Below are 20,121 nucleotides of genomic sequence, written 5' to 3'. Positions count from 1 at the left end.
ACGACTTATGGCAAAGACCGACCCCGAAACCGGACAGGCATCGAACGAATCGCTCGGCGTGTCCATCCCCGACGAACACGTCGGCGCGTTCGTCGCGGAGGTGTTCGAGGACGTGGAGCGCAAGACGACGTGGGACCAGATAGTCTCGTCGCTCGTGGCCGAGGAGGCCCGCGACGAGTGGGAGGCGCTCGCGCCGAGCGAACAGGTCGCGGCGGTCCTCTCCACCGCGACCGACTACGACGAACGCGCGACCGACCGACTCGCCGGAATCCCGACCGACCGCGGGCGACCGACGCCCGAGATACGCGAGGAGTTCGACGAGGCGATGCGGTGTCGCGGTAACGCCGACAAGTTCCGAGATGGCGTGGCCGCCGCCTACGACGAGGGCGTAATCGACGACGACGAACTGGTCGCCGCGGTGGAGGACGGCGACTTCGACACCGACCTCATCGCCCAGCGCGAGGACGAACTCGAACGCGTGGCCAACGCCTACGACTTCGAGTTCCGTCCCTACGGCGGGACCCTGATGCACGACGAGGACGGCGAAGACGACGAGGACGACCCCATGGACGACTTCGAGGCGTGGTAACATGACGGACCGAGAGAATCCGAACGAGACCGCAGAAACGGAGGTCGAGGAGGCGGTAGCGAGCGTCGAGGACCCCGACTTCGGCGCGAGCGTCGTCGAGGCCGGACTCGTGACCGACGTGTCGGTGGCCGACGGAGTCGCCACGATTACGGTGGACCTCGCGGGCGCGGACCCCGAGGAGGCCGAGGAGGTCTCGGAGGCGATTCGACGCGCCGCCTTCGAGGTGGCGGGCGTCGAGCAGGTCCGCGTGGAGGGCGAGACGCCCGACGCGGGAGGCGGCGGCCACGGCGGCCCGGCAGGAGACCACGACCACGGGGGCGGTCTCTCGCTCCCCGAGGTCGAACACGTCGTCGCGGTCGGGAGCGCGAAGGGCGGGGTCGGCAAGACCACCGTGGCGACCCACCTCGCCCGCGCGCTGGCCGACGACTACGACGTCGGCCTGTTCGACGCCGACATCCACGGCCCGAACGTGCCCGAGATGGTCGGCGTCGAGGGACCGGTCGAGGCCACCGACGACGGGCAGGCCGAACCCGCAAACGTCGGCGGGATGGAGGTCATGAGCGTCGGTCTCGTCGCCAACGACGCGCCGCTGGCGTGGCGGGGCGCGATGGCCCACGACGCGCTGACCGAACTGCTGGAGGACACCGCGTGGTCGGACCGCGACGTGCTGGTCGTGGACCTGCCGCCGGGGACCGGCGACATCGCGCTGACGATGCTTCAGGAGGTGCCGGTCTCGGGGTCGGTCCTCGTGACCACGCCGTTCCCGACCAGCCTCTCGGACACCGGTCGGAGCGCCGCGCTACTGGAGGAGAACGGCGTCCCGGTCGTCGGCGCGGCCGTGAACATGCGCGGATTCACCTGCGAGAACTGCGGCCACGACCACGACCTCTACGGCGACACCGACCCCGAGGAGGAGTTGGGCGTCGAGGTGCTGGCCGAACTCCCGTTCGACCGGGGGTTACAGCGCCCCGACGCCGACGAAACGGACCTGCCCGCGCCCGTGGCCGACCTCGTCAGCGCGGTGACCGAGTTCCTCGCTAGCGACGACGCAGGGCCGGTGTCGGTCCCCGACTCGGCGCTGGACATCCGCGGCCTGCCCCCGCGCATCCGCCACGAGCAGGTCGGCGAGGAGTTCCGGGCGCTGGACCCCGGCGAGGAGTTCTACGTCGTGAACGACCACGACCCCTCGCCGCTGGCCCAGATGCTCGCGGGCGAGGTCGCCGAGGAGTCGCTCGACGAGGCGTTCGACGCCTGCGAGGTGCATCGCCGCGCGCCAGACGAGTGGGTGCTGGAAGTCCGGCGGGCGGCCTGACCGATTCGGTCTCGATTTCTCTCCGACGTGCTGATTCCGCTCAGACCGCCTCTGCTCGGTCCCGAATCGCGTCGAACAGCGGCACGACCATCCGCTCGGCCAACGGCGACGGTTCGTAGATTCGGCCGTCGTCGGCGCGGTGTTTCCCGACGAGTCCGGCGGACCAATAAGTAACCGTCAACTACTCCCACTCGACACCGCGAGAAGTCCTTCGTATCTATCCGTTGTCGCCAGAATCACTTAAAGCCCGAGCGCCGAACCGACCCGCCTACTTCTCCACCAGCACGCGCGTCAGGACGTAGGCGTAGCCGACCGCGCCCCCGAGGAACAGCCAGACGCCCGCGGACCGGACCGACTCGTCTCCGACCAGCAGGCCCGCACACTCCACCGCCAAACCGCCCGCGAGCAGGCCGATGGTGACGAGCGCGCCCCGGTCGCTCCCGCCTCGGAAGTCGCCCATCCGCGGCGGGTAGAACTGGTAGGCGAAGCCCACGATGCTCAAGCCGAGGAACCTGACGAGTGCGAGGCGGCGGTGGACCGCCAGCAGGGCGGGCGAGTAGCCTACGACGGCGAACCGCACCCCGACGAACGCCGCGAGCACGCCGCTGACGACGCCCGCGAGGATGCCGTACTCGCCGACCCGCCGGGACGGCGACTCGCCCTCGATTCTGACCCGGCGGGAGCGCCCGAAGAGGCGGACGTACCCGACTGCGAACGCGACCAGCGCGGTGGCTTCGAGCGCAGCACCGAGGCGAAACGGCCACCCCGACCCGAGCGAGAGCGCAATTAGCGCCGGGCCGACCGCTCCGGTCGGGAGCGCCGCGGCGAAGGCGAGCGGGGCGTCACCGCCGAGGAAGCGCGGCACGAGCCTCGACCCGAGCGCGAACAGTAGGAGACCCGCCGACCCCGCCGCCAGCAGGTGGGTGGCCCGCGGCGGATAGCCGTCGAAGAGGGTCGGCAGGGTCGTCACGCGAGCGAGGACCGCGTCGGACCCGACCGCGAGGTAGGCCAGCGAGACCGGGACGAAGGCGTTCGCGAAGCGGTCGAGGCGGTCGGTCGCGCGGGCCGACCCCGTGCCGGTCGCGCTCCCGGTCGGGTTGTCCCGGAGCGTCCACGCCAGCGACCCGAGAAACAGTGCGACGCCGGAGACCCACGCGACCCCGCCGAGCGCGGCGAGGGTCGGCCGGTCGCTCGGGTCTGCGGCGGCGACGGCGAGGGTGCCGGTCACCGAGAGCGCGAAGTGGACGCCGGGAGTCCGCTTGGCGGCGAGGACGCGCTCGAAGTAAGAAGGGACCAGCAGGTACGCCTTGCCGAACACCATGTGGAACGCGACGCCGAACAGCGCGAGGGTCACGACCCCGCGCCCGCGAGACGCGCGAGCGCCACCGCGACGAGGAACCACGCGCTGGCCGCCGCGAACCGCCTCGACCACCGACCCACGGCCGGGTTCGCCATCTCAGAACGGGGCGGCGGGACCGTCGTCGCCGCTGCGGTGGATGTCTCCGCTCCGCTGGTCTGCCTCGTCCATCCGGTCGTACTCCGCTAGGTCTTCCTCGTCGTCCCGAAGCCGCGCCTCCAAGCGCCGCAACTTGTCGTTGATTTCGGTGCTCTGGTGGTGCATCGGCGCGACCGACACCGACACCCGGTCGTAGCCGTGACGGTCGCTCAGGGCGTTCCACGCCCGGAACGCCCCGACAGTGAGGCTGTCGCTCTGCGGGCAGAACTCGGTCGTGGGAGTGAACTCCGCGAGCAGCACGTCGGCGTCGTCGCTCTCGCGGGCGTCGTCAGGTCGGTCGGCGTCGTCCGACGCGCCGTCTCCCGCGTCGTCGGGGCGGCGGGCGTACCGCCACCCCGCGTCGGGGTGCCGGGAGTCGAGGTTGAGTCGGGCGAGGTTGTAGCCGAAGGTGGCGTCGTAGACGCCTCGCTCCTCGAAAATCTCGCGGGTGAGTCGGTGGAACGAGCAGTGTTCGTCGCCGGTCAGCACGTCGGTCCCGTCGAGGAACGGTCCGGGTTCGGGCAGGTGGTCCGGACGGAACTCGTCGTACTCGTCGAACGTCTCGTCGTCCGCGTCCTCGGTGGCGAAGGGTCGAGGGAAGCCGGGCATGGCTGTAACTACCGGCGAGCGCCGGGAAGCCGTGACCCCGAACACGTTCGCGGGCCGTTTTCAGCGAGTGGGAATCAGGGCTACCCCCATTTATGTAGCCCTCGAAGGTGCAAGTGAAGATGAACCGAGATACCCTCGACCGACGGACGATGTTGAAGACGATGGCTGTCGGCGCGGCGAGCGCAACTATCGCCGGGTGTTCGAGCGGCGGTGGTGGCTCCGGCGGCGACGGCGGCGAAACGAGCGGCGACGGCGGTTCCGGCGATAGCTCCGGCGACTCGGGCGCGAGCGGGTCCGGTTCGACCGACTTCGGCGGCTGGTTCGACGGCGTCTCGAACTTCGACGGCGTGGTGGACGAGACCGGCAAGTCCGAAGTGACCGTGAAGGTGGGTGCGAAGGGGAACGGCGGTAACTTCGCGTTCAGTCCCGCCGCGGTCAAGGTCTCGAAGGACACTAAAGTCGTCTGGGAGTGGACCGGCAAGGGGAGCTTCCACAACGTCGTCGCCGACAGCGGCGACTTCGAGAGCGAGCAGACCGACGAGCAGGGCCACACGTTCTCCCAGACGTTCTCCAGTTCGGGCACCCACAAGTACTACTGCACGCCCCACAAGGCGATGGGGATGAAAGGCGCAATCGTCGTGGAGTGACTCCATGTCGAAACCCGAGCATCGTTCGGGCGGGCCGCCCCGTCGGGTGGACACCGACGAGCGACCCTTCGTCCTCATCTGGGAGCTGACGCAGGCCTGCGACCTGACCTGCGAACACTGCCGGGCCGACGCCCAACCCGACCGCCACCCCGACGAACTCACCACCGAGGAGGCGAAGACCCTGCTCGACCAGACCCGGGAGTTCGGCGAGGACCAGTTGGTCGTGTTCTCGGGCGGCGACCCCCTGAAGCGCGACGACGCCGTGGACCTCGTGGAGTACGGCACCGACGTCGGCCTGAACGTGACGATGACCCCGAGCGGGACCGCCTCGCTGTCGCCCGACGCCGTGGCCGACCTCGCGGACGCGGGTCTGCGCCGGATGGCGGTCAGCATCGACGGCGCGAACGCCGAGCGCCACGACGCGTTCCGGGGCGAGTCGGGGAGTTTCGAGGAGACGGTGTCGGCCGCCCAGTCGGCCACCAACGAGGGGCTACCCCTGCAGGTCAACACCACGGTCTGTCGCCAGACCGTCTCGGACCTGCCCGACATCGCCGACCTCGTGGCCGACCTCGGCGCGGTCCTCTGGAGCGTCTTCTTCCTCGTGCCGGTGGGCCGTGGCGCGGCGCTCGACCCGATTTCGCCGGACCGGGCCGAGCACGTGATGGAGTGGCTGGTCGAGCGCAGCGACGACTGGCCCTTCGGTCTCAAGACGACCGAAGCGCCCCACTACCGACGGGTCTCGGTCCAGCGGACCGACGCGCCCCCGAAGCGCCAGATGGGCATCACCGCGGGCGACGGGTTCGCCTTCGTGAGCCACGTCGGCGAGGTGTACCCCTCGGGGTTCCTACCCGAGTCGGCGGGAAACGTCCGCGACCGGAGCGTCGTGGACATCTACCGGGACTCGACCCTGTTCGAGGACCTGCGCGACGAGGACGCGCTCCGCGGGAAGTGCGGGGCCTGCCCCTACCGGAACGTCTGCGGCGGCAGTCGCTCCCGGGCCTACGCCACCACCGGCGACCCCCGCGAAAGCGACCCCCTCTGTTCGTTCGTTCCCGAGGGCTACGACGGACCGCTCCCGTGGGACGACGCCAGTCCGCACGTCGAACCGACTCCCGAACCCGCGAACTCCCGGTGATTCGACCGTGACCGCCGCGAACCCCGAACCGGCCGAGGAACGGAGCGAATCACGGGCGCAGGGTGCGGAATCGGCGGGGGAGCGTTCTACCGAAACCCTCGCAGTCGCGGTCGAGGGACGGGAGCGAGTCGTCGTCTCGGCCGGAGAAGTAGACTCGTTCCCGCGCACGTCCCGCATCTGCACGGTCGAGTGCGCGTCGGGCGAGCGCGCGACCGACGAGTGGACCGGCGTCCCGCTTGACGCGCTGGCGGCCGCCGCGGACTTCCCCGGCGAGACGACCCACCTCCGCGCCGAGGCCGACGACTTCGCGGCCGATATCCCGATTCGACCGGCGCTCGGCGGGATTCTGGCGTTCGACCGGCGGGACGGCCGAGACGACGGGGAGACCGGACTACCGCGACTGGTCGCCGACGGCGTCGAGGGCGAGCGACTGGTCAAGCGCGTCGAGCGTCTGTCGGCCGTCTCGCTCGACCCCGACGAGGAACCGCGAGTCGGGTAATCTTTCCTTCGGTCGGCGAGTCAGTCGCTCCCGAAGTTCGATTTTCCGAACGCGAATGCGTGCCCGACGTACCAACGAGAGTGGTCGTGACCGCACTCCGGACACTCGAATCCGGGGTCGCCTTCGACCGAGTCCGGGCCGCGAATGATTCGACGGCAGTTCCGACCTTGGCACTTCGACCCGCTGTAGTTCCGTCTGAACTCACTTGCCGCTCGTCGTCGGTGGTCGTCGTCGCTACAGACGTGGTCTTTCACTGCGTCTTTGAGCGCGTTGCGGTCAGAACGTGAGACAGTTCCGCCACAGTACCTGCAGTCCCAATCCATACGTCAGCGCAACGAACAGACGCCGATTAAATTTGCTAATACTCCTCCGCTCGGTCGAGTTTCGAGGGTTCAGTTTCCCCGCGCTCGGCCAAAATCCGCTCGACGATGTCGCTCGTGGAGTAGAGTCGCGCCCCGTCCGCTTCGGCCAGCGACGCGCGCCTGACCTCGCACTCGACGCCCCAGTCGGCGAGCATCGACCGGACCGCCCCCTCGTCGTGGTGCTGGTCGCCGCCGAGCACCAGCACGTCCGGGTCGATGCGGCGAATCGGGGCGGAGCGGTCCTCCGGGTGACCGAGATGGGCCGCGGTGACCGGGTCGAGTGCTTCGACCGTCCGGACGCGCTGGTCGCCGGGCAGTACCGGGTCCTTGTGAGTCACGCGCTCGCCGTTGGCGACGACGACGTGGAGTTCGTCGCCCATCGCGGCGGCCTCCCGCAGGTAGTGGACGTGGCCGGGGTGGAGCAGGTCGAAGGTTCCGAGCGCGACGACGCGGGTCATCGCCGGGCGGCCACCCCGGGTTCGCGCTCCCTCGGCGTCCCGTCGCCGCGCTCCGCCGAGGTCTCCCGGTCGAGCATCTCCGCCGCGCGCTCGCGGTCCGCCGGGGTGTCCACGTCGAACAGACTCCGGGCGGCGTCCCCGCCGACCGCCTCGGCCGGGACGACGCGAGCGTCGAGGCGGTCGAACAGCGCCGAGAGCCGACCCTCTCCGTCGTCGAGCAGGGCGTCGCAGGCCCGCCGCGCGGCGGCGGTTCGATAGACCGCCTGCGTGGGCCGAAGTCGGTCTCCGGTTCGGACGGCGGCGACGTCGGCGTCCGGGTCGTCGGCCAGTCGCTCGGCGAGGTCCGAGAGCAGTCGCGGGTCGAGGAACGGGCAGTCGCAGGCCGCCAGCGCGCAGGTCTCGGTCCCGACCTCACGGAGCGCGGTCCGGAAACCGAACAGGGGGCCGCGGTCGGGCACGGGGTCCGCGACGAAGCGCACCGGCGTCGCGGCCGAGTCGAACCCGGCCGACGAGTCGAGCGCGTCGGCGAACGCCTCGCGCTGGTCGGCCCGACAGTTGACCACTACGCGGTCGGCCACCTCGGCGAGTCGGGCGACGACCCGCGCGAGCAGCGGCCGACCGTCGAGGCGGGCCAGCGCCTTGTCGCGTTCGCCGAACCGCCGGGAGTACCCACCCGCGAGGACGACCCCCGTCGGACCCTCGGTCTCGTGGCTCGTCTCGCTCACGTCCGGCGATTCGGGCCCGCGTCCGGTAGTGGTTGGCCCGAACACGTTCGGCGCAGGCGACTCGGGGCGGGCGACACAACCCCGGACCGTGACTCGACTCGCAGAACCGAACGCCGACCCCGGCGAAACCGCCGACGCGGGCGGCGGCCGAACGTCCGGCGGGGAGAAAGAAAGGCGAGAGGTCGCCGACCGCCTCCGGGACCGGGCCGAGCGCGTCCGCCGCCGGGAACTCGAAACCGCGCTCGGGCGTCTGGAGGCTACCGGCGAGGTGACGCCCGCCGAGCGTCGGGCGGTCGCGTCCCTCTCTGCGAGCATCACCGACGCGCTGGTCGAACGCTGGGCGTCGAACCTCGACGAGGTGGACGCCGACGCCGCGCTCGGCCTGTTCGCCGACCGAGAGTGACCGAACACGTTCGGCAGTGGGAGTAACGCGACGGAACGCCCAGTTGCGAGTATGAGCGTCGGCATCGTCGGTGGCGGCATCACGGGACTGGCGACACACCACTACCTCCGGGAGTCGGGCGTCAAGAGCGTCGTCTTCGAGGCCGACGACGAACCCGGCGGCGTCGTCCGGAGTCGGAAGGTCGAGGGACGGGTCCTCGACTTCGGACCTCAGCGCACCCGACTGACCCCCAGCATCCGAGGACTGGTCGAGTCGCTGGAGTTGGACGACGAACTCCGGGAGGCCGCGGACCCGCCGCTGTACGTCTACCACCACGGGAAACTCCGGCGAGTCCCCCAGACGCCGCGGGAAGCGGTGACGACCGACCTGCTCTCGTGGCGCGGGAAGGTCCGGGTGCTTCTGGAACCGTTCACCGACCCGGCGCGGGACGGCGAGACCGTCGAGGAGTTCCTGACCCGGACGTTCGGTTCGGAGGTGGCGCGCTACTACTTCGGCCCGCTCTACGGCGGCATCTACGGCTCCCACCCCGGCGAGATGCCGGTGGAACACTCGCTGGCGAAGGCCCTCGACGGGGCGGGCATCGAGGGGAGCGTCCTGACATCGGTCGCTCGGAAGGTGCTGGCGGGGCGAGAGGCCCCGCCGATAGTCTCGTTCGACGACGGACTCCAGCGACTCCCGGAGGCGCTCGCCGAGGCGCACGACGAGAGCGCCGAACTCGGGACGCCCGTGGGGGAGATTCGGCGCGAAGAGTCGGACTTCGTCCTCGAAACGTCGGCGGGGGAGACCGCCGTGGACGAACTCGTGGTCACCACGCCAGCGGACGTGACCGCCGACCTGCTCGGCGACCTCTCGCCCGACTCCGCCGAGGCGCTCCGGGAGTTGAACTACAACCCGCAGGTCGTCGTCCACCTCCACTCGGAGGCCGACCTGACCGGCGCGGGGTATCAGGTCCAGTACGACGAGGCGTTCCGGACGCTGGGCGCGACGTGGAACGCGAGCATGCTCGACCGCGACGGCGTCTACACGTGCTACCTCGGCGGGTCGCGCAACCCCGAGATGGTCGAGTGGAGCGACGACGAACTGGCGTCGGTTGCGACCGAGGAGTTCGAGGAGATTACCGGCGCGTCGGCGCGGGCGCTGTCGGTTCACCGACTCCGGCGCGGGATGCCAGCCTACGACCGGAGTTGGGAGGCACGGGACCGAATTTCGACTCCGGAGGGCGTGCATCTCTGCACGAACTACACCGCGCGGGCCGGGATTCCGGGTCGGATTCGGGAGGCCAAGCGGACGGCCGAGAAGTTGGCGAAGTCCCGGGCGGACGCGGCCGACGCGCCGTCGGTCGTCGCCTGACGACCGGTCGAAAAACGGGCCTGCTTCACCGCCCCCAATCTCCACGCATCGCTGTCCTCGGACCCTCCCGTCTTCGTACTTCTCCGTACCGCTCCGATCGTCTACCCCTCGACGTACTCCTTGACGATTTTCTCCTCGACGCGGTGGAGCGTCTCGCTCGCGGTCGATTTCGCCACGCCAGCCTCATCGGCGAGTTCGGTCAGCGAACACTCCCGCGGGGTGTCGTAGTACCCCTCCTCGACCGCGGCGTTCAGCAACTCGCGCTGGCGGTCGGTCAACAGGCTCTCGGAGTTGACCAGTTCGCGGACGTACTCCACGTCGAACGACATCCCGAACGCGTCGAGTTGCGCCGTGAACGCCGAGAGGCGGTCGCGCGAGGCCGTAATCTCGACCTCGGCCTCGCCGTCCTCGATGACGAACGGGAGTTCGAGCGGGAGTCCGGACTCCTGCACCGAGAACAGCAGGAGCGGGGCGGTGGTCTCGAACTCGACGAGCGCGGACTCCTCGGACGCCTGCTGGATGTCGAGTCGGACGATGTCCTCGCGGTCGTCCATGTCGCCGACGACCGCGCGCAGGTCCGACGACGTTATCTCCAGCAGTCCGACGCCGGTCTCCTCGGCCGGAAACGCCGCCAGCACCCGGAACTCCGCGTCCGGGTGGGCCGACGAGACTTCGGAGACCCACACGTCCTCGGGGAGCGTGATGTGTAACTTCGCTGTTGGCATCTCTATCTAACACGTCGAAGGCTACGAACCCATAAGTCTTCCCGAACATGTTCGGTTTTTGGGTCGGTGGCGACCGGTCTGCCGACGAACTTGTTCGGGGTAAACACCGTGAGAACGCGCCGCGTACGTTCTCCCATGCAGACCGACTTCGCCGAACGAGCGAGCGAGCGCACCGACGCACCGGCGGACCGACCGCGCGAGGTCCTCGACGTTCGGGAACTCGGACCGCCCGAACCGCTGACCGAGACCCTCGAAACGCTGGCGGACCTCCCCGACGGGACCGTCCTCGTGCAGGTCAACGACCGGGCACCCCAGCACCTCTACCCGAAACTCGACGACAGGGGCTACGAGTTCGAGACCGTCACCGACGGCGGCGTCACGTTGACGACTATCTGGTAGCGACCCGAAGGGTCAGAAAGGTCGGACTGAAGGTCGGTCAACGGGCGGTTCCGCCGCCACTGGAACTCACCGCATCTCGTCGAGGCGAACGTACGACCCCTCCTCGGCGGTCATCCACTCGGTCACGAGCGCCTCGTCGGACGCTTCCATCGGGTAGAGCGTACACTCGTCGGACCCGGAGTCGCGTTCGACGACGACCGCGTTCAGGTCGGGTCGGTCGGCAGTCGTCTCGTCGTCGGTCGGCGGCGTCACGTCGGCCGCGTTCGTCGGAGTGGTGTTGGTCATGGTCGAATCGTCGCGTCGGGGTCGGTCGGCGGACGGTCGGTCGAATCAGTCCCGGTGTCAGTCGTCGGTGTCCGCACCGAGCGCGGCGTCGATACTCCGCGAGTCGTCGGCCGTCTCGGCGATATCGACGGTCAGCACGGGCACCGACGAGAGGGTGACGACCTTCTGGGAGACGCTGCCGAGCATGTTCCGCGTCGGGTCCGACCCGTGGGTGCCCATGACCACGAGGTCGGCGTCGCGCTCGTCGGCGGCGGCGAGAATCTCGTCGGCGGGGTTGCCCCGCCGAATCTCGGTCGTCACCGTCACGCTATCGAAGGCCGCCGCGGTCTCGTCGGTCGCGCGCTCGCCCTCCTCGCGGAGTCGGTCGGTCACTTCGGGAATCCGGTCATCGTCGAGCGTCAGGAACGCTCGGTCGTCCACGACGTAGAGGACGTGGACGTCGGCCCCGCGTCGTTCGGCCACGTCGCGGGCGTGTTCGACCACCGTCTCCATAGCTTCGCTCCCGTCGGTCGGAAGCAACACCGTGTCGTACATCACATCTCGTACTCGGTACCGGAGGAGTATATATGTGGTCCGTCGTTCCCGCGCGATGAAAACCGGGGGGCGACCGCGGCGTTTCGAGCGGGACGGTCATCCGAGGAAACTGATCCACACGTCTCACCCTCGCCGATTTTCAGGGTTTGGGAATCGGTGACCCGTTATACCCGGTCGGCCGCCCTACCGTCACGTGTAGGAGTGATTTGCTATGGCCACCGACGCGTCCAACTTCCGAACCGAGGCGAACGTCTTCGAGACCGACCTCGCGGGCATCACCGTCCGGGGGAAGGCCCACAGTCTGAGCGCGTGGTTCGTGCTGGCGCTCCGACTCATGATGGGCTACGCGTTCCTCCACTCGGGGTGGAGCAAACTCACGGCCGCCGAACCATTCGACGCCGCGGGGTACCTGACCAACGTCACCGCCGCCAGTCCGCTGGCCGGACTGTTCCACTGGATGGGCCAGACCCCGTGGTTCGTGGAGTTCGTCAACCTCGCGGTCCCGTGGGGCGAGTTCCTCGTCGGACTGGGCCTGCTCGTGGGCGCGCTGACCCGCCTCGCGGCGTTCTTCGGCGCGTTCATGATGTTGCTGTTCTACTTCGGCAACTGGGAGGTCCAGCACGGTCTCGTCAACGGGGACTTCGCGTACATGCTCGTCTTCCTGGCCGTCGCGGCGTTCGGCGCGGGCCGCATCCTCGGCCTCGACGCGCTGATAGAGACGTACGAGACGGGGAGCGAGACGCTGGTCGAGCGCTACCCCCGACTGCGATACGTCCTCGGGTGAACCGCCCGTGGTCTCGTTCTCTCCGCGGTTCCGTTTGCTCGGGGTTCCGTTCGCTCTGTGGTCCCGGTCAGTTCGCGGTCCGGGTCGGTCCCCGGTTACGGTCGCGACTGTCGGAACGTCGCCGAATCGGAGCGAGGGTTTTTCTCTCCCGGCACACACGATGATAGTATGACAGGACACGAGTCCCGTTCCGAGCGCCGTCCGGTAACGTTGGCCGACTGCACGTGGCCCGAAATCGAGGCAGCGCTCGAAGGCGGGACCGAAACCGCGGTGGTCGCGGTCGGGGCGGTCGAGCAACACGGGCCGCACCTTCCGCTGGTTGTGGACGCGCTCACAGGCGACGAACTCGCCCGGCGAATCGCCGAGGAACTCGGCGACGCGCTGGCCGCGCCGACGATTCGGCCGGGATGTTCGGGCCACCACATGGAGTTCCCCGGCACCATCACGATTCCGCCCGAGACCCTGATGGACCTGATTCGGTCGTACTGCCGGTCGCTCGACGAACACGGCTTCGAACACGTCGTCCTCGTCCCGACTCACGGCGGGAACTTCGCGCCGGTCGAGACGGTCGCACCCGAAGTCGCGCGGGAGATAGACGCGAACGTGGTCGCGCTCGCCGACCTCGACGAACTCATGGCGTTACAGAACGAGGGACTACGAGAGGCGGGCGTCGAGTACGAGGAACCCGTCGTTCACGCGGGGGCCGTCGAGACCGCCGTCGTGCTGGCGGTGGAGGAAGGTCTGGTCCGGACCGACGAACTGGAGGCGGGCCACGAGGGGGAAGTCTCCACGTCTCGCCTACTCAGCGAGGGGTTCGAGGCCATCACCGAGAACGGAGTCCTCGGCGACCCGCGGGAGGCGACTCCGGAGGCCGGAGAGGCTATTCTCGACCGGATAGCGAGTGCGTACGCCGAGAAAGTCGAGGCCGAGCGCGAGGCAGTCAAATAGAGCGCCGAAGCGGCCCGGCGACCCTCACTCGGCGTACAGCGAGTAGAGGATTATCGCGAACCCCACCGCGGTCAGCGTGCTCTCGACCACGAGCGCCACCGCCCCGGTGGTGACGAGCACGCGGTCCACGACGCCCGCGAGCAGCGACCCGAGCGTGACGGTGCCGAACCCGAGCGCCAGCGCCCTGAGCGCGGCGGCACCGGTCCGGCGGTACGCCTTGAACGCGAAGTAGGTGATGAGACCGCCCAGCACGAGCGTTATCGTCTTGAGCGCGACGACGGTGGAGGTGACGTGAACCATCTCAGGTCTCCTTGCGGACCTCGGCCCAGAGGCCCGCGAGTTGCTCCTCGGCCGACTGCGTCGGGCGGGAGATGGACACCTCGAACTGGCGACCCTCGTCGAGGAACACCGAGACCTCCTCGAACGCCAGCGAGTACTCGGAGGTGTGGTGACCGTCGGTCCTGATGGCGGTCTTCTCCGAGAGAATCGACGCGTCGGTGAGTCGCTCTAGCTTCCGGTACGTGGTCGAGGTCGGGATGTCACACTGGGTGGAGATTTCGCTTGCTGTCATGGGTTCGTCGAGTTGGCGGACGATGCGTCGGCACTCGGGGTCGTCCAAGGCGTCGAGGACGGGTTGGAGTTCCGGGGAGTCCTCGGTCGCGAGCGGGTCGCGGACCATCGAGTGGGATTCGTCCGGATACGAACATAAGCCGTTCGACTTCGACGCCGCGGGACGGTTCAATGGCGTGAAACGAACTGCAACGGTCGCAACGAACTGCACCATCGTTATAGTTAGCGTGCCATGGGGAACGTAGGGAGACGTTGGTGTCTATAGATATCTCTCGAACCGAACGACCGACCGTACTGATCGTAGACGACAATCGACCGCTCGCGGACGGGTTCGCTCGCGCGCTCCCCGAGCAGTACGAGGTCCTGACCGCGTACACCGGAGCGCAGGCCCGCGAGGCGCTCCACGAGGACATCGACGTGGTGCTACTGGACCGCCGCCTGCCCGACGTCTCCGGTGACCAACTCCTCGAAGAGATTCGGGAGAACGGCTACGACTGCCGGGTCGCAGTCGTCTCCGCGAACGAGCGGTCCGGAGACCTCGACTGCGACACGTACCTCACCAAACCGCTCGCCGGGACGGAGGTCGTACGCCAGACAGTTTCGGACCTACTCGACGGCAACGTCTCGTACTGACCGCCGATTTCCGGGGAGTCGAACCGGCCGCCGCGTTCGCAGAACCGACGAACGTCCACCTCCCGAGCGACCGCTTCGCCCGGCCGTCTCGACGCGAAACCTTTTGTTTGCGCTCGGAGTACGTAGTTCCATGAGGCTTGTTATCGTGGGTGCAGGAAGAGTCGGCCTGCGAACCGCCCGCATCCTACAGGAGGAGGGCCACGAGGTGACGGTCGTCGAGAACGACGCCGAGAAGGCCGACCGCGCCCGAGGCGAGGGGTTCATGGTCGTCGAAGGGGACGGAACCAGCGAGGAGATAATCGAGCAGACCGACCCCGAAACCGCCGACGCCATCGGCGGGTTGACCGGCGACCTCAACGTCAACTTCGCGGCGTGCATGATAGGCAAGCACCACGGGTGTCGGACCGTCCTGCGCATCGACGAGGACTACCGCGAGGACATCTACCACAAGTTCGCCGACGACGTGGACGAGGTGGTCTACCCCGAGCGACTCGGCGCGGCGGGCGCGAAGACGGCGCTGCTCGGCGGTAACTTCAACGTCATCGCGGACCTGACCGAGCAACTCCAGTTGACCACCGTCGTCGTCCCCGACGAGTCGCCGGTCGTCAGCGAGCAGGTCAGCACGGTCGAACTCCCCGAGAACGCGCGCATCTACGCTCACGGCAGGGAACACGAGCAGATGACGATTCCGCTGCCGAACGCGACCATCGAAGTCGGCGACCAACTCGCCGTCATCGCCGACCAGACCGCGCTGTCGGAGGTGCGCCGGCGCCTCCAGGGCGAACCGGCCGAACCCGCCGAGTAATCGGTCCCGTTTCCGGAGTTCGGCTCGTCGATTCGGTAATCGAGAGCGCGCGAGAGTCGGTACTCGAAAAGAGAGTCCGAACTCGAAGCGAGCGAGGAACGCGCCGAACGAGAGGAAGGTCCGATAAAAAGCGGACCGAGGAGGGCAGTGGGTAGCGCGGGGTCAGTGGTTGGCACCCCGAAACGAGAACTTTCGTGGGAGGATTGGTGACACTGTGGCGAGAAGCCAACTCGCCGCCAGAGCCTCCGGCGTCGTCGGGATGCCGACCGGGAGACTGCTGCACGCTTCGCGCCCGAGCCGTCGGGCGCAGTTCCTTCTTTGGCGGATTGGGACTTTGTTATGTGCAGTCTGGGCCGACTGTACGTGCGGTCTTCGCGCGAGCGGCGGCCGACAGCCACCACCTAGGGACGGCGTAAGTGGTGGTTACTGGCCGACGCGGTTATCGCTCGCAGGTCCGAAGGCCGACGAGCGAGGGCGGAGGAAACCCGACGCTCGCCGGGGGAACGCCGAAGGGGGAGTGGGAGAGGGTGTGGTGGTGTGCCGGGCGCGCTGTGTGGGAGGATGGGGGAGAGGCCTTCGACGCGCGCCCAGTCGGCGGTGTGAACGGGATTAACTTAAAAGTGCGTCAGACGGAGGTCGGCCGAATTTCGCCCGAACGGCGACGCCCGCTCGGGGAGTCGCGACCCCGGTAGCGGGGACCGCATCGCGCCGGTCGGTCGATGGGCGCGTCGGGTCACTTGCCGGGTCGCCTACCTTCAAGGGCGGCCGGACCGAGACGGGACGTATGGACGGAACCGGCGTGCCGCTGATTACGCCCTTCGACGAGGACGGGGAACTCGACGCCGAGCGACTCCGCGAACTCGTCAGGTGGGTGCAGGACGGCGGCGTGGACTTCATCGTGCCCTGCGGGTCGAACAGCGAGGCCGAACTGATGGGCGTCGAGGAGCGCGCCCGCGTGGTCGAACTCGTCGCAGACGAGGCCGACGTCCCGGTCATGGCGGGGACGGGTCACCCCGGACTGGCCGAGACGCTCCGCCAGACCGACCTCGCGGCCGAGGCGGGCGCGGACGCCGCGCTCGTGGTGACGCCGTTCTACTACAGCCACGACGACGAGACCATAGAATCGTACTACCGCGAGGTGGCCGACGAGAGCCCGATTCCGGTCTACCTCTACAGCGTCCCGGCCTACACCGACGTGAAGCTCTCGCCGGAGGTGGTCGGCCGACTCGCCGACCACGACAACGTGGCCGGGATGAAAGACTCCAGCGGCGACGTCGAGAGCCTCCAACGCGAGCGCCGACTGACCGAGGACGCGTCGTTCGACCTGCTGGTCGGGAGCGGGAGCGTCTACGCCCACGCCCTCGACGCGGGCGCGGACGGCGGGATTCTGGGGCTGGCGAACGTCGCGCCCGAACGCGCCAGCGAGATTTACCAGTTCCACCTCGCGGGCGAGGACGATGCGGCCCGCCAACTCAACGCCGAACTGGTCGAACTCAACCGGGCGGTCACGTCGAAGTACGGCGTGCCCGGCGCGAAGGCCGCGATGGCCGAGCGCGGCGTGTCCGCGGGGTATCCGCGTAAGCCCCATCGGCCGGTCGAGGAGGACGTGCGAGCCGAAATCGCGGACCTGATAGACGACGCCACGCCGTAATCTCGTAGTAAATCTCTTCTCGATAGCGTACTCGCCGCATAACGGGACCCCGGTTCAGTCGCCCTTCGAGAGCGTCTGGACGACGCCGCTGACGAACGGCCGCGGGTCGTCGAGGCGGAGGAAGTCGAACTTCGGCTGGCGGACCACCGACTCGCCGATCTCCCACGCCGTCTCGCCGAGACCCGGCCGCTCCACGAACGGCGAGTCGTCGCGGAGGACGCTGGCGACGTAGCCGAGTTCGCCGTACAGCAGGTGGCTCCCCACGCCGAGTTCGAAGTCGGGGTCGATTTCCTCGCGCCGTCCCTGCGACTGGAGCCAGTAGTAGTAGGGGAAGTCCGCGCCCGCTTGCACCGTCGAGGGGAGCGACTGCCACATCCGGGGGTTGATTTCGGTCAGGTAGTACTCGCCGGTCTCGGCGTGTTCCATGTACTCGATGCAGGCCAGTCCGTGCCAGTCGAGTTCGCCGAGCAGGTCGCGGGCCACGCGTTCGAGTTCCGGGTCGTACGTCGATTCCCGGTAGACCCCGCCGCCGCCGGTGTAGGAGTTCCCCCGAATCTGACGGTGCTGGAACGTCGCCACGGGTTCGCCGCGGTCGTACAGCCCCGCGAACATGTACTCGTCGCTCGACGGGACGAACTCCTGCACGATGGGCGCGTGGTTCATCTCGGCCAGCAACTGCTCGCGGTCGGGGTCCTCGCCCGGTCGGACGTGCGTGACGTTGTTGACCTCCTCGGCCTCGCTGGGCGCGTGCGTCTCGACGTACTCGTCGGCCAGCAGGTTGTACCGCGACTTGAGGATGCGCTCGCCGCTCCAGTCCTCGACCTCGTCGAACGCTCGGGTCTCGGGCACCGGCACGCCCGCGGCCTCCGCGGCGGCGGCGAGTTCGACCCGGTCGTGGACCCGCGCTAGCGTGTCGATGTCGGGCACTTCGAGCGAGACGTGGTCGGTGAACTCGTCGCGGTACTTCGAGAGCAGGTAGGCGTCGTACTCCCGAACGGGAATCACGGTCTCCAGGTCCTCGCGCGCCGCGAGGTCCAGTAGCGCGTCCTTGTACGCCAGCAGGTCGTCCTCGGGCGACGGGAGCGCGGCCGTCTCGTCGCAGAACCGCGAGGCGAACACGGGGACGTGGTCGTGTTCCGACGCCGCGACGGTGTGGACGCCGCGCCGACCGAGCGACCGCAGACACGGGTAACTGTACGGCGCGACGCCCGTCGGAACGAGGACCGACGGGCCGTCGTCGTTAGCCGGAGACATGTCGTCGAGTTCCGTCGCGGTTAGCTTTAGTATTGGCCGACAAATCTGCCCGGCAGCGGTCGTAGGACGCCCCTTCCGCGGCGTAGGGGCGGTTTACGAGCGAGGGAAACTCGACTCGGCAAGCGACTACACCTCGCGCGGACTCGCCCGGGTCGCGGTCGCCTTGAACGACGCCACGACCGCCGACCCTTCGCGCAGGTCGAGTTTCTCGACGCTCGACATCGTGACCAGCGCCGCGAGCGGAACGTCCGCGTCCACGTCCACGAGGACGCGAGCGACCTGCTCCCCGGCGTCGATAGCCGCGACGGTCCCGGCGAAGCGGTTTCGAGCGCTCGTGGCCGCTTCCGGGGGCGCGTCGTCGGGCGCGTTGAGCGTCACTGCGTCGGCCCGGACGGCGACCTGCACCTCGTCGGCCGCCGGGGCCAGCGCCCGGACCCGCCCGGCGTGGGTCTCGACCGTGGCGAGTTCGCCCTCCCGCGAGACCACCCGCCCGGACAGCACAGTCTCCTCGACCTCCGCCGTGCCGGTGAACTCCGCGCGGAGGCGCTCGAACCGGGCCAGCAGGTCGCGGGCCTCGTCGGTGAGTTCGCTCCCGCCGCCGCCCGACCCGCCGCGCTGGCGCGCGACCAGCGGACCCAGCGCGTCTTCCAGCGCGGTGAGTCGCTGGTGAGCGCGAGAGTACGACCTGCCGAGGGCGTCGGCGGCCGCGTTCAGCGACCCCTCCTCGTCCACCGCCCCGAGGAGTTCGGCGTCCGCGGCGTCGAACTCCACCCCGTCGGCCCGGAGATGGGCCTCGAATCCGGCGTCCATACCGCGACGGACGGTCCGGGGGAGCAAAACCGTTATGTCTCGGGCGATAGAACGGGGTTGTGTCTATGAGGGAACAACGCTCTCGGCGCGACCTGCTGAAGGCGACCGGTGCGGTCGGACTCGGCGGACTCGCCGGGTGTATCGGCGGCCAGTCGTCCGACGGGGCGACCACCGACGCCGGGACCGCGACCGACGAGGCGATAACTACCGAGGAGGCCGACGACACCGCGACGCCGCCAGCCGATTCGATGACCGTCTTCCACGCCGGGAGCCTCGCGCCGCCGTTCGGTGCGGCCGAACCGAAGTTCGAGGAGGAGTACGGCGTGACGGTGAATCGGGAGGCCAAGGGGTCGGTCGCGTCCACGAAGAAAATCACCGCGCAGGGCCGGAAGGCCGACGTGCTGGGCGTCTCTGACTTCCGACTCATCCGGGACCGCGTGGTGCCCGACTACGGCAGTTGGTACGCCGTCTTCGCCACCAACGCGATGTCGCTCCAGTACCGCGAGGACTCGCCCGGTGCCGACGAAATCGGTCCCGACAACTGGTGGGAAGTCCTCTCGCGTGACGACGTGACGGTCGGCCACAGCGACCCGGCCATCGACCCCGGCGGCTACCGCGCGGTCATGGCGATGCAGTTGGGCAAGGAGAAGTTCGACGGAAATCGGCTCTACGACGAGCAGACTTTCCAGAAGATTCGGGACAACATGACCGTCCCGACCGGGACCGAGACCAAACTGGAGGGCCAGTTGCAGTCCGGGAAACTCGACTACGCCCTCTACTACCGGTCCATCGCCTCTCAGTCGGGGATGCCGTACGTGGACCTCCAACCCCACGTGGACCTCTCGAAACTGAGCCGGAAGTACGCCGAGCACTACGCGAAGGCGACGGTGAACGCGGCCGGTACCGAGTACGTCGGCGCGCCCATCGCGTACGGCATCACGGTGCCGAGCGTGGCCGAGGCACCCGGCCGGGGCGCGCAGTGGGTCGAGTACATGATAACCGAACCGGGCCGGAAGATACTGAAGGACAACGGTCTCATCCCCAAGCAACCCGCCGTCGTCACGGCGGGCGGCGACGTGCCCGACCGCGTGGCCCAGCACGCGGAAGCAAAGACTTCAGTGGGACCGCTCCAACTGTGA

26 protein-coding genes are annotated in these 20,121 nt (G+C 68.7%); 14 read left to right on the top strand and 12 right to left on the bottom strand.

Annotated features, from left to right (window positions below):
• The first annotated feature begins 7 nt into the window (after nucleotides 1-7).
• Together NGM06_RS17595 and NGM06_RS24240 are read left to right on the top strand one after the other, a co-directional pair.
• Nucleotides 8-589 carry a hypothetical protein gene (locus NGM06_RS17595; protein WP_254268209.1) on the top strand — a complete coding sequence of 194 codons (582 nt, stop codon included), beginning with the start codon at nucleotides 8-10 and terminating at the stop codon, nucleotides 587-589.
• A gap of 1 nt (nucleotide 590) precedes the next feature.
• Nucleotides 591-1,901 carry a P-loop NTPase gene (locus NGM06_RS24240; protein ID WP_303658723.1) on the top strand — a complete coding sequence of 437 codons (1,311 nt, stop codon included), beginning with the start codon at nucleotides 591-593 and terminating at the stop codon, nucleotides 1,899-1,901.
• A gap of 40 nt (nucleotides 1,902-1,941) precedes the next feature.
• Here NGM06_RS24240 and NGM06_RS17575 read toward each other — a convergent pair whose 3' ends face one another.
• The 3 genes from NGM06_RS17575 to NGM06_RS17565 form a co-directional block, all read right to left on the bottom strand.
• Complete coding sequence (locus tag NGM06_RS17575; protein WP_254268208.1) at nucleotides 1,942-2,082, bottom strand: hypothetical protein; 141 nt, start codon at nucleotides 2,080-2,082, stop codon at nucleotides 1,942-1,944.
• Between the two features lie 87 nt (nucleotides 2,083-2,169).
• On the bottom strand, nucleotides 2,170-3,255 hold the full coding sequence (locus NGM06_RS17570) for a hypothetical protein (protein ID WP_254268207.1): 1,086 nt from the start codon (nucleotides 3,253-3,255) through the stop codon (nucleotides 2,170-2,172).
• 102 nt (nucleotides 3,256-3,357) lie between these two features.
• Nucleotides 3,358-4,005 carry a DUF7998 family protein gene (locus NGM06_RS17565; RefSeq protein WP_254268206.1) on the bottom strand — a complete coding sequence of 216 codons (648 nt, stop codon included), beginning with the start codon at nucleotides 4,003-4,005 and terminating at the stop codon, nucleotides 3,358-3,360.
• Between the two features lie 119 nt (nucleotides 4,006-4,124).
• Here NGM06_RS17565 and NGM06_RS17560 point away from each other — a divergent pair, with 119 nt between their 5' ends.
• The 3 genes from NGM06_RS17560 to NGM06_RS17550 are packed head-to-tail and all read left to right on the top strand — an operon-like array spanning nucleotide 4,125 to nucleotide 6,286.
• The gene (locus NGM06_RS17560; RefSeq protein ID WP_254268205.1) at nucleotides 4,125-4,652 is read left to right on the top strand and encodes a halocyanin domain-containing protein; all 528 of its coding nucleotides are present in this window, start codon (nucleotides 4,125-4,127) and stop codon (nucleotides 4,650-4,652) included.
• A 4-nt stretch (nucleotides 4,653-4,656) separates the two neighbouring features.
• Nucleotides 4,657-5,787: a radical SAM protein gene (locus NGM06_RS17555; RefSeq protein WP_254268204.1), complete on the top strand. Its 1,131-nt coding sequence runs from the start codon at nucleotides 4,657-4,659 to the stop codon at nucleotides 5,785-5,787.
• A gap of 7 nt (nucleotides 5,788-5,794) precedes the next feature.
• Complete coding sequence (locus tag NGM06_RS17550) at nucleotides 5,795-6,286, top strand: molybdopterin-dependent oxidoreductase (RefSeq protein WP_254268203.1); 492 nt, start codon at nucleotides 5,795-5,797, stop codon at nucleotides 6,284-6,286.
• A gap of 358 nt (nucleotides 6,287-6,644) precedes the next feature.
• Here the strand turns inward: NGM06_RS17550 and NGM06_RS17545 are convergent, their stop codons facing one another.
• A complete protein-coding gene (locus NGM06_RS17545) occupies nucleotides 6,645-7,106 on the bottom strand; it encodes an FAD synthase family protein (protein ID WP_254268202.1) in 462 nt (153 codons plus the stop codon).
• Complete coding sequence (gene mobA / locus NGM06_RS17540) at nucleotides 7,103-7,831, bottom strand: molybdenum cofactor guanylyltransferase (protein WP_254268201.1); 729 nt, start codon at nucleotides 7,829-7,831, stop codon at nucleotides 7,103-7,105. Before mobA ends, NGM06_RS17545 begins: the two co-directional genes overlap by 4 nt.
• 88 nt (nucleotides 7,832-7,919) lie before the next feature.
• Here mobA and NGM06_RS17535 point away from each other — a divergent pair, with 88 nt between their 5' ends.
• Nucleotides 7,920-8,234 carry a glutamyl-tRNA reductase gene (locus NGM06_RS17535; RefSeq protein WP_254268200.1) on the top strand — a complete coding sequence of 105 codons (315 nt, stop codon included), beginning with the start codon at nucleotides 7,920-7,922 and terminating at the stop codon, nucleotides 8,232-8,234.
• A 51-nt stretch (nucleotides 8,235-8,285) separates the two neighbouring features.
• Nucleotides 8,286-9,584 (top strand): protoporphyrinogen oxidase, encoded by a 1,299-nt coding sequence (gene hemG / locus NGM06_RS17530; protein WP_254268199.1) that lies wholly within the window; start codon nucleotides 8,286-8,288, stop codon nucleotides 9,582-9,584.
• Nucleotides 9,585-9,685: 101 nt separating this feature from the next.
• On the opposite strand, the gene NGM06_RS17525 is transcribed toward hemG, so the two are convergent.
• The gene (locus tag NGM06_RS17525) at nucleotides 9,686-10,309 is read right to left on the bottom strand and encodes a helix-turn-helix domain-containing protein (protein ID WP_254268198.1); all 624 of its coding nucleotides are present in this window, start codon (nucleotides 10,307-10,309) and stop codon (nucleotides 9,686-9,688) included.
• Between the two features lie 135 nt (nucleotides 10,310-10,444).
• Here NGM06_RS17525 and NGM06_RS17520 point away from each other — a divergent pair, with 135 nt between their 5' ends.
• Nucleotides 10,445-10,708, top strand: coding sequence for a DUF2249 domain-containing protein (locus NGM06_RS17520; protein WP_254268197.1), 264 nt, complete (start codon nucleotides 10,445-10,447; stop codon nucleotides 10,706-10,708).
• Between the two features lie 66 nt (nucleotides 10,709-10,774).
• Here NGM06_RS17520 and NGM06_RS17515 read toward each other — a convergent pair whose 3' ends face one another.
• The gene (locus tag NGM06_RS17515) at nucleotides 10,775-10,993 is read right to left on the bottom strand and encodes a DUF7511 domain-containing protein (RefSeq protein WP_254268196.1); all 219 of its coding nucleotides are present in this window, start codon (nucleotides 10,991-10,993) and stop codon (nucleotides 10,775-10,777) included.
• Between the two features lie 57 nt (nucleotides 10,994-11,050).
• Nucleotides 11,051-11,527: a universal stress protein gene (locus NGM06_RS17510; protein WP_254270048.1), complete on the bottom strand. Its 477-nt coding sequence runs from the start codon at nucleotides 11,525-11,527 to the stop codon at nucleotides 11,051-11,053.
• 211 nt (nucleotides 11,528-11,738) lie between these two features.
• On the opposite strand from NGM06_RS17510, the gene NGM06_RS17505 reads away from it, so the two are divergent.
• Nucleotides 11,739-12,311 carry a DoxX family protein gene (locus tag NGM06_RS17505; protein WP_254268195.1) on the top strand — a complete coding sequence of 191 codons (573 nt, stop codon included), beginning with the start codon at nucleotides 11,739-11,741 and terminating at the stop codon, nucleotides 12,309-12,311.
• A gap of 168 nt (nucleotides 12,312-12,479) precedes the next feature.
• Complete coding sequence (locus NGM06_RS17500) at nucleotides 12,480-13,259, top strand: creatininase family protein (protein ID WP_254268194.1); 780 nt, start codon at nucleotides 12,480-12,482, stop codon at nucleotides 13,257-13,259.
• Between the two features lie 24 nt (nucleotides 13,260-13,283).
• Here the strand turns inward: NGM06_RS17500 and NGM06_RS17495 are convergent, their stop codons facing one another.
• A complete protein-coding gene (locus tag NGM06_RS17495; protein WP_254268193.1) occupies nucleotides 13,284-13,559 on the bottom strand; it encodes a DUF7521 family protein in 276 nt (91 codons plus the stop codon).
• A gap of 1 nt (nucleotide 13,560) precedes the next feature.
• The gene (locus tag NGM06_RS17490) at nucleotides 13,561-13,938 is read right to left on the bottom strand and encodes a winged helix-turn-helix domain-containing protein (protein ID WP_254268192.1); all 378 of its coding nucleotides are present in this window, start codon (nucleotides 13,936-13,938) and stop codon (nucleotides 13,561-13,563) included.
• A gap of 146 nt (nucleotides 13,939-14,084) precedes the next feature.
• On the opposite strand from NGM06_RS17490, the gene NGM06_RS17485 reads away from it, so the two are divergent.
• From NGM06_RS17485 to NGM06_RS17475, 3 genes are all read left to right on the top strand, one after another.
• Nucleotides 14,085-14,462, top strand: coding sequence for a response regulator transcription factor (locus NGM06_RS17485; protein ID WP_254268191.1), 378 nt, complete (start codon nucleotides 14,085-14,087; stop codon nucleotides 14,460-14,462).
• 130 nt (nucleotides 14,463-14,592) lie between these two features.
• On the top strand, nucleotides 14,593-15,267 hold the full coding sequence (locus NGM06_RS17480) for a potassium channel family protein (RefSeq protein ID WP_254268190.1): 675 nt from the start codon (nucleotides 14,593-14,595) through the stop codon (nucleotides 15,265-15,267).
• A 784-nt stretch (nucleotides 15,268-16,051) separates the two neighbouring features.
• The gene (locus tag NGM06_RS17475) at nucleotides 16,052-16,918 is read left to right on the top strand and encodes a dihydrodipicolinate synthase family protein (protein ID WP_254268189.1); all 867 of its coding nucleotides are present in this window, start codon (nucleotides 16,052-16,054) and stop codon (nucleotides 16,916-16,918) included.
• A gap of 54 nt (nucleotides 16,919-16,972) precedes the next feature.
• On the opposite strand, the gene NGM06_RS17470 is transcribed toward NGM06_RS17475, so the two are convergent.
• Together NGM06_RS17470 and NGM06_RS17465 are read right to left on the bottom strand one after the other, a co-directional pair.
• Nucleotides 16,973-18,172, bottom strand: coding sequence for a carboxylate--amine ligase (locus NGM06_RS17470; RefSeq protein ID WP_254268188.1), 1,200 nt, complete (start codon nucleotides 18,170-18,172; stop codon nucleotides 16,973-16,975).
• A gap of 126 nt (nucleotides 18,173-18,298) precedes the next feature.
• Nucleotides 18,299-18,982 carry a TOBE domain-containing protein gene (locus tag NGM06_RS17465; protein ID WP_254268187.1) on the bottom strand — a complete coding sequence of 228 codons (684 nt, stop codon included), beginning with the start codon at nucleotides 18,980-18,982 and terminating at the stop codon, nucleotides 18,299-18,301.
• Nucleotides 18,983-19,047: 65 nt separating this feature from the next.
• On the opposite strand from NGM06_RS17465, the gene NGM06_RS17460 reads away from it, so the two are divergent.
• Entirely contained in the window at nucleotides 19,048-20,121 is a 1,074-nt protein-coding gene (locus NGM06_RS17460) for a substrate-binding domain-containing protein (RefSeq protein WP_254268186.1), read from the top strand.

This window comes from Halorussus aquaticus, from assembly GCF_024218795.1.
GTDB classification, from domain to species: domain Archaea; phylum Halobacteriota; class Halobacteria; order Halobacteriales; family Haladaptataceae; genus Halorussus; species Halorussus aquaticus.
This window is presented reverse-complemented; position numbering and strand designations above follow the sequence as displayed.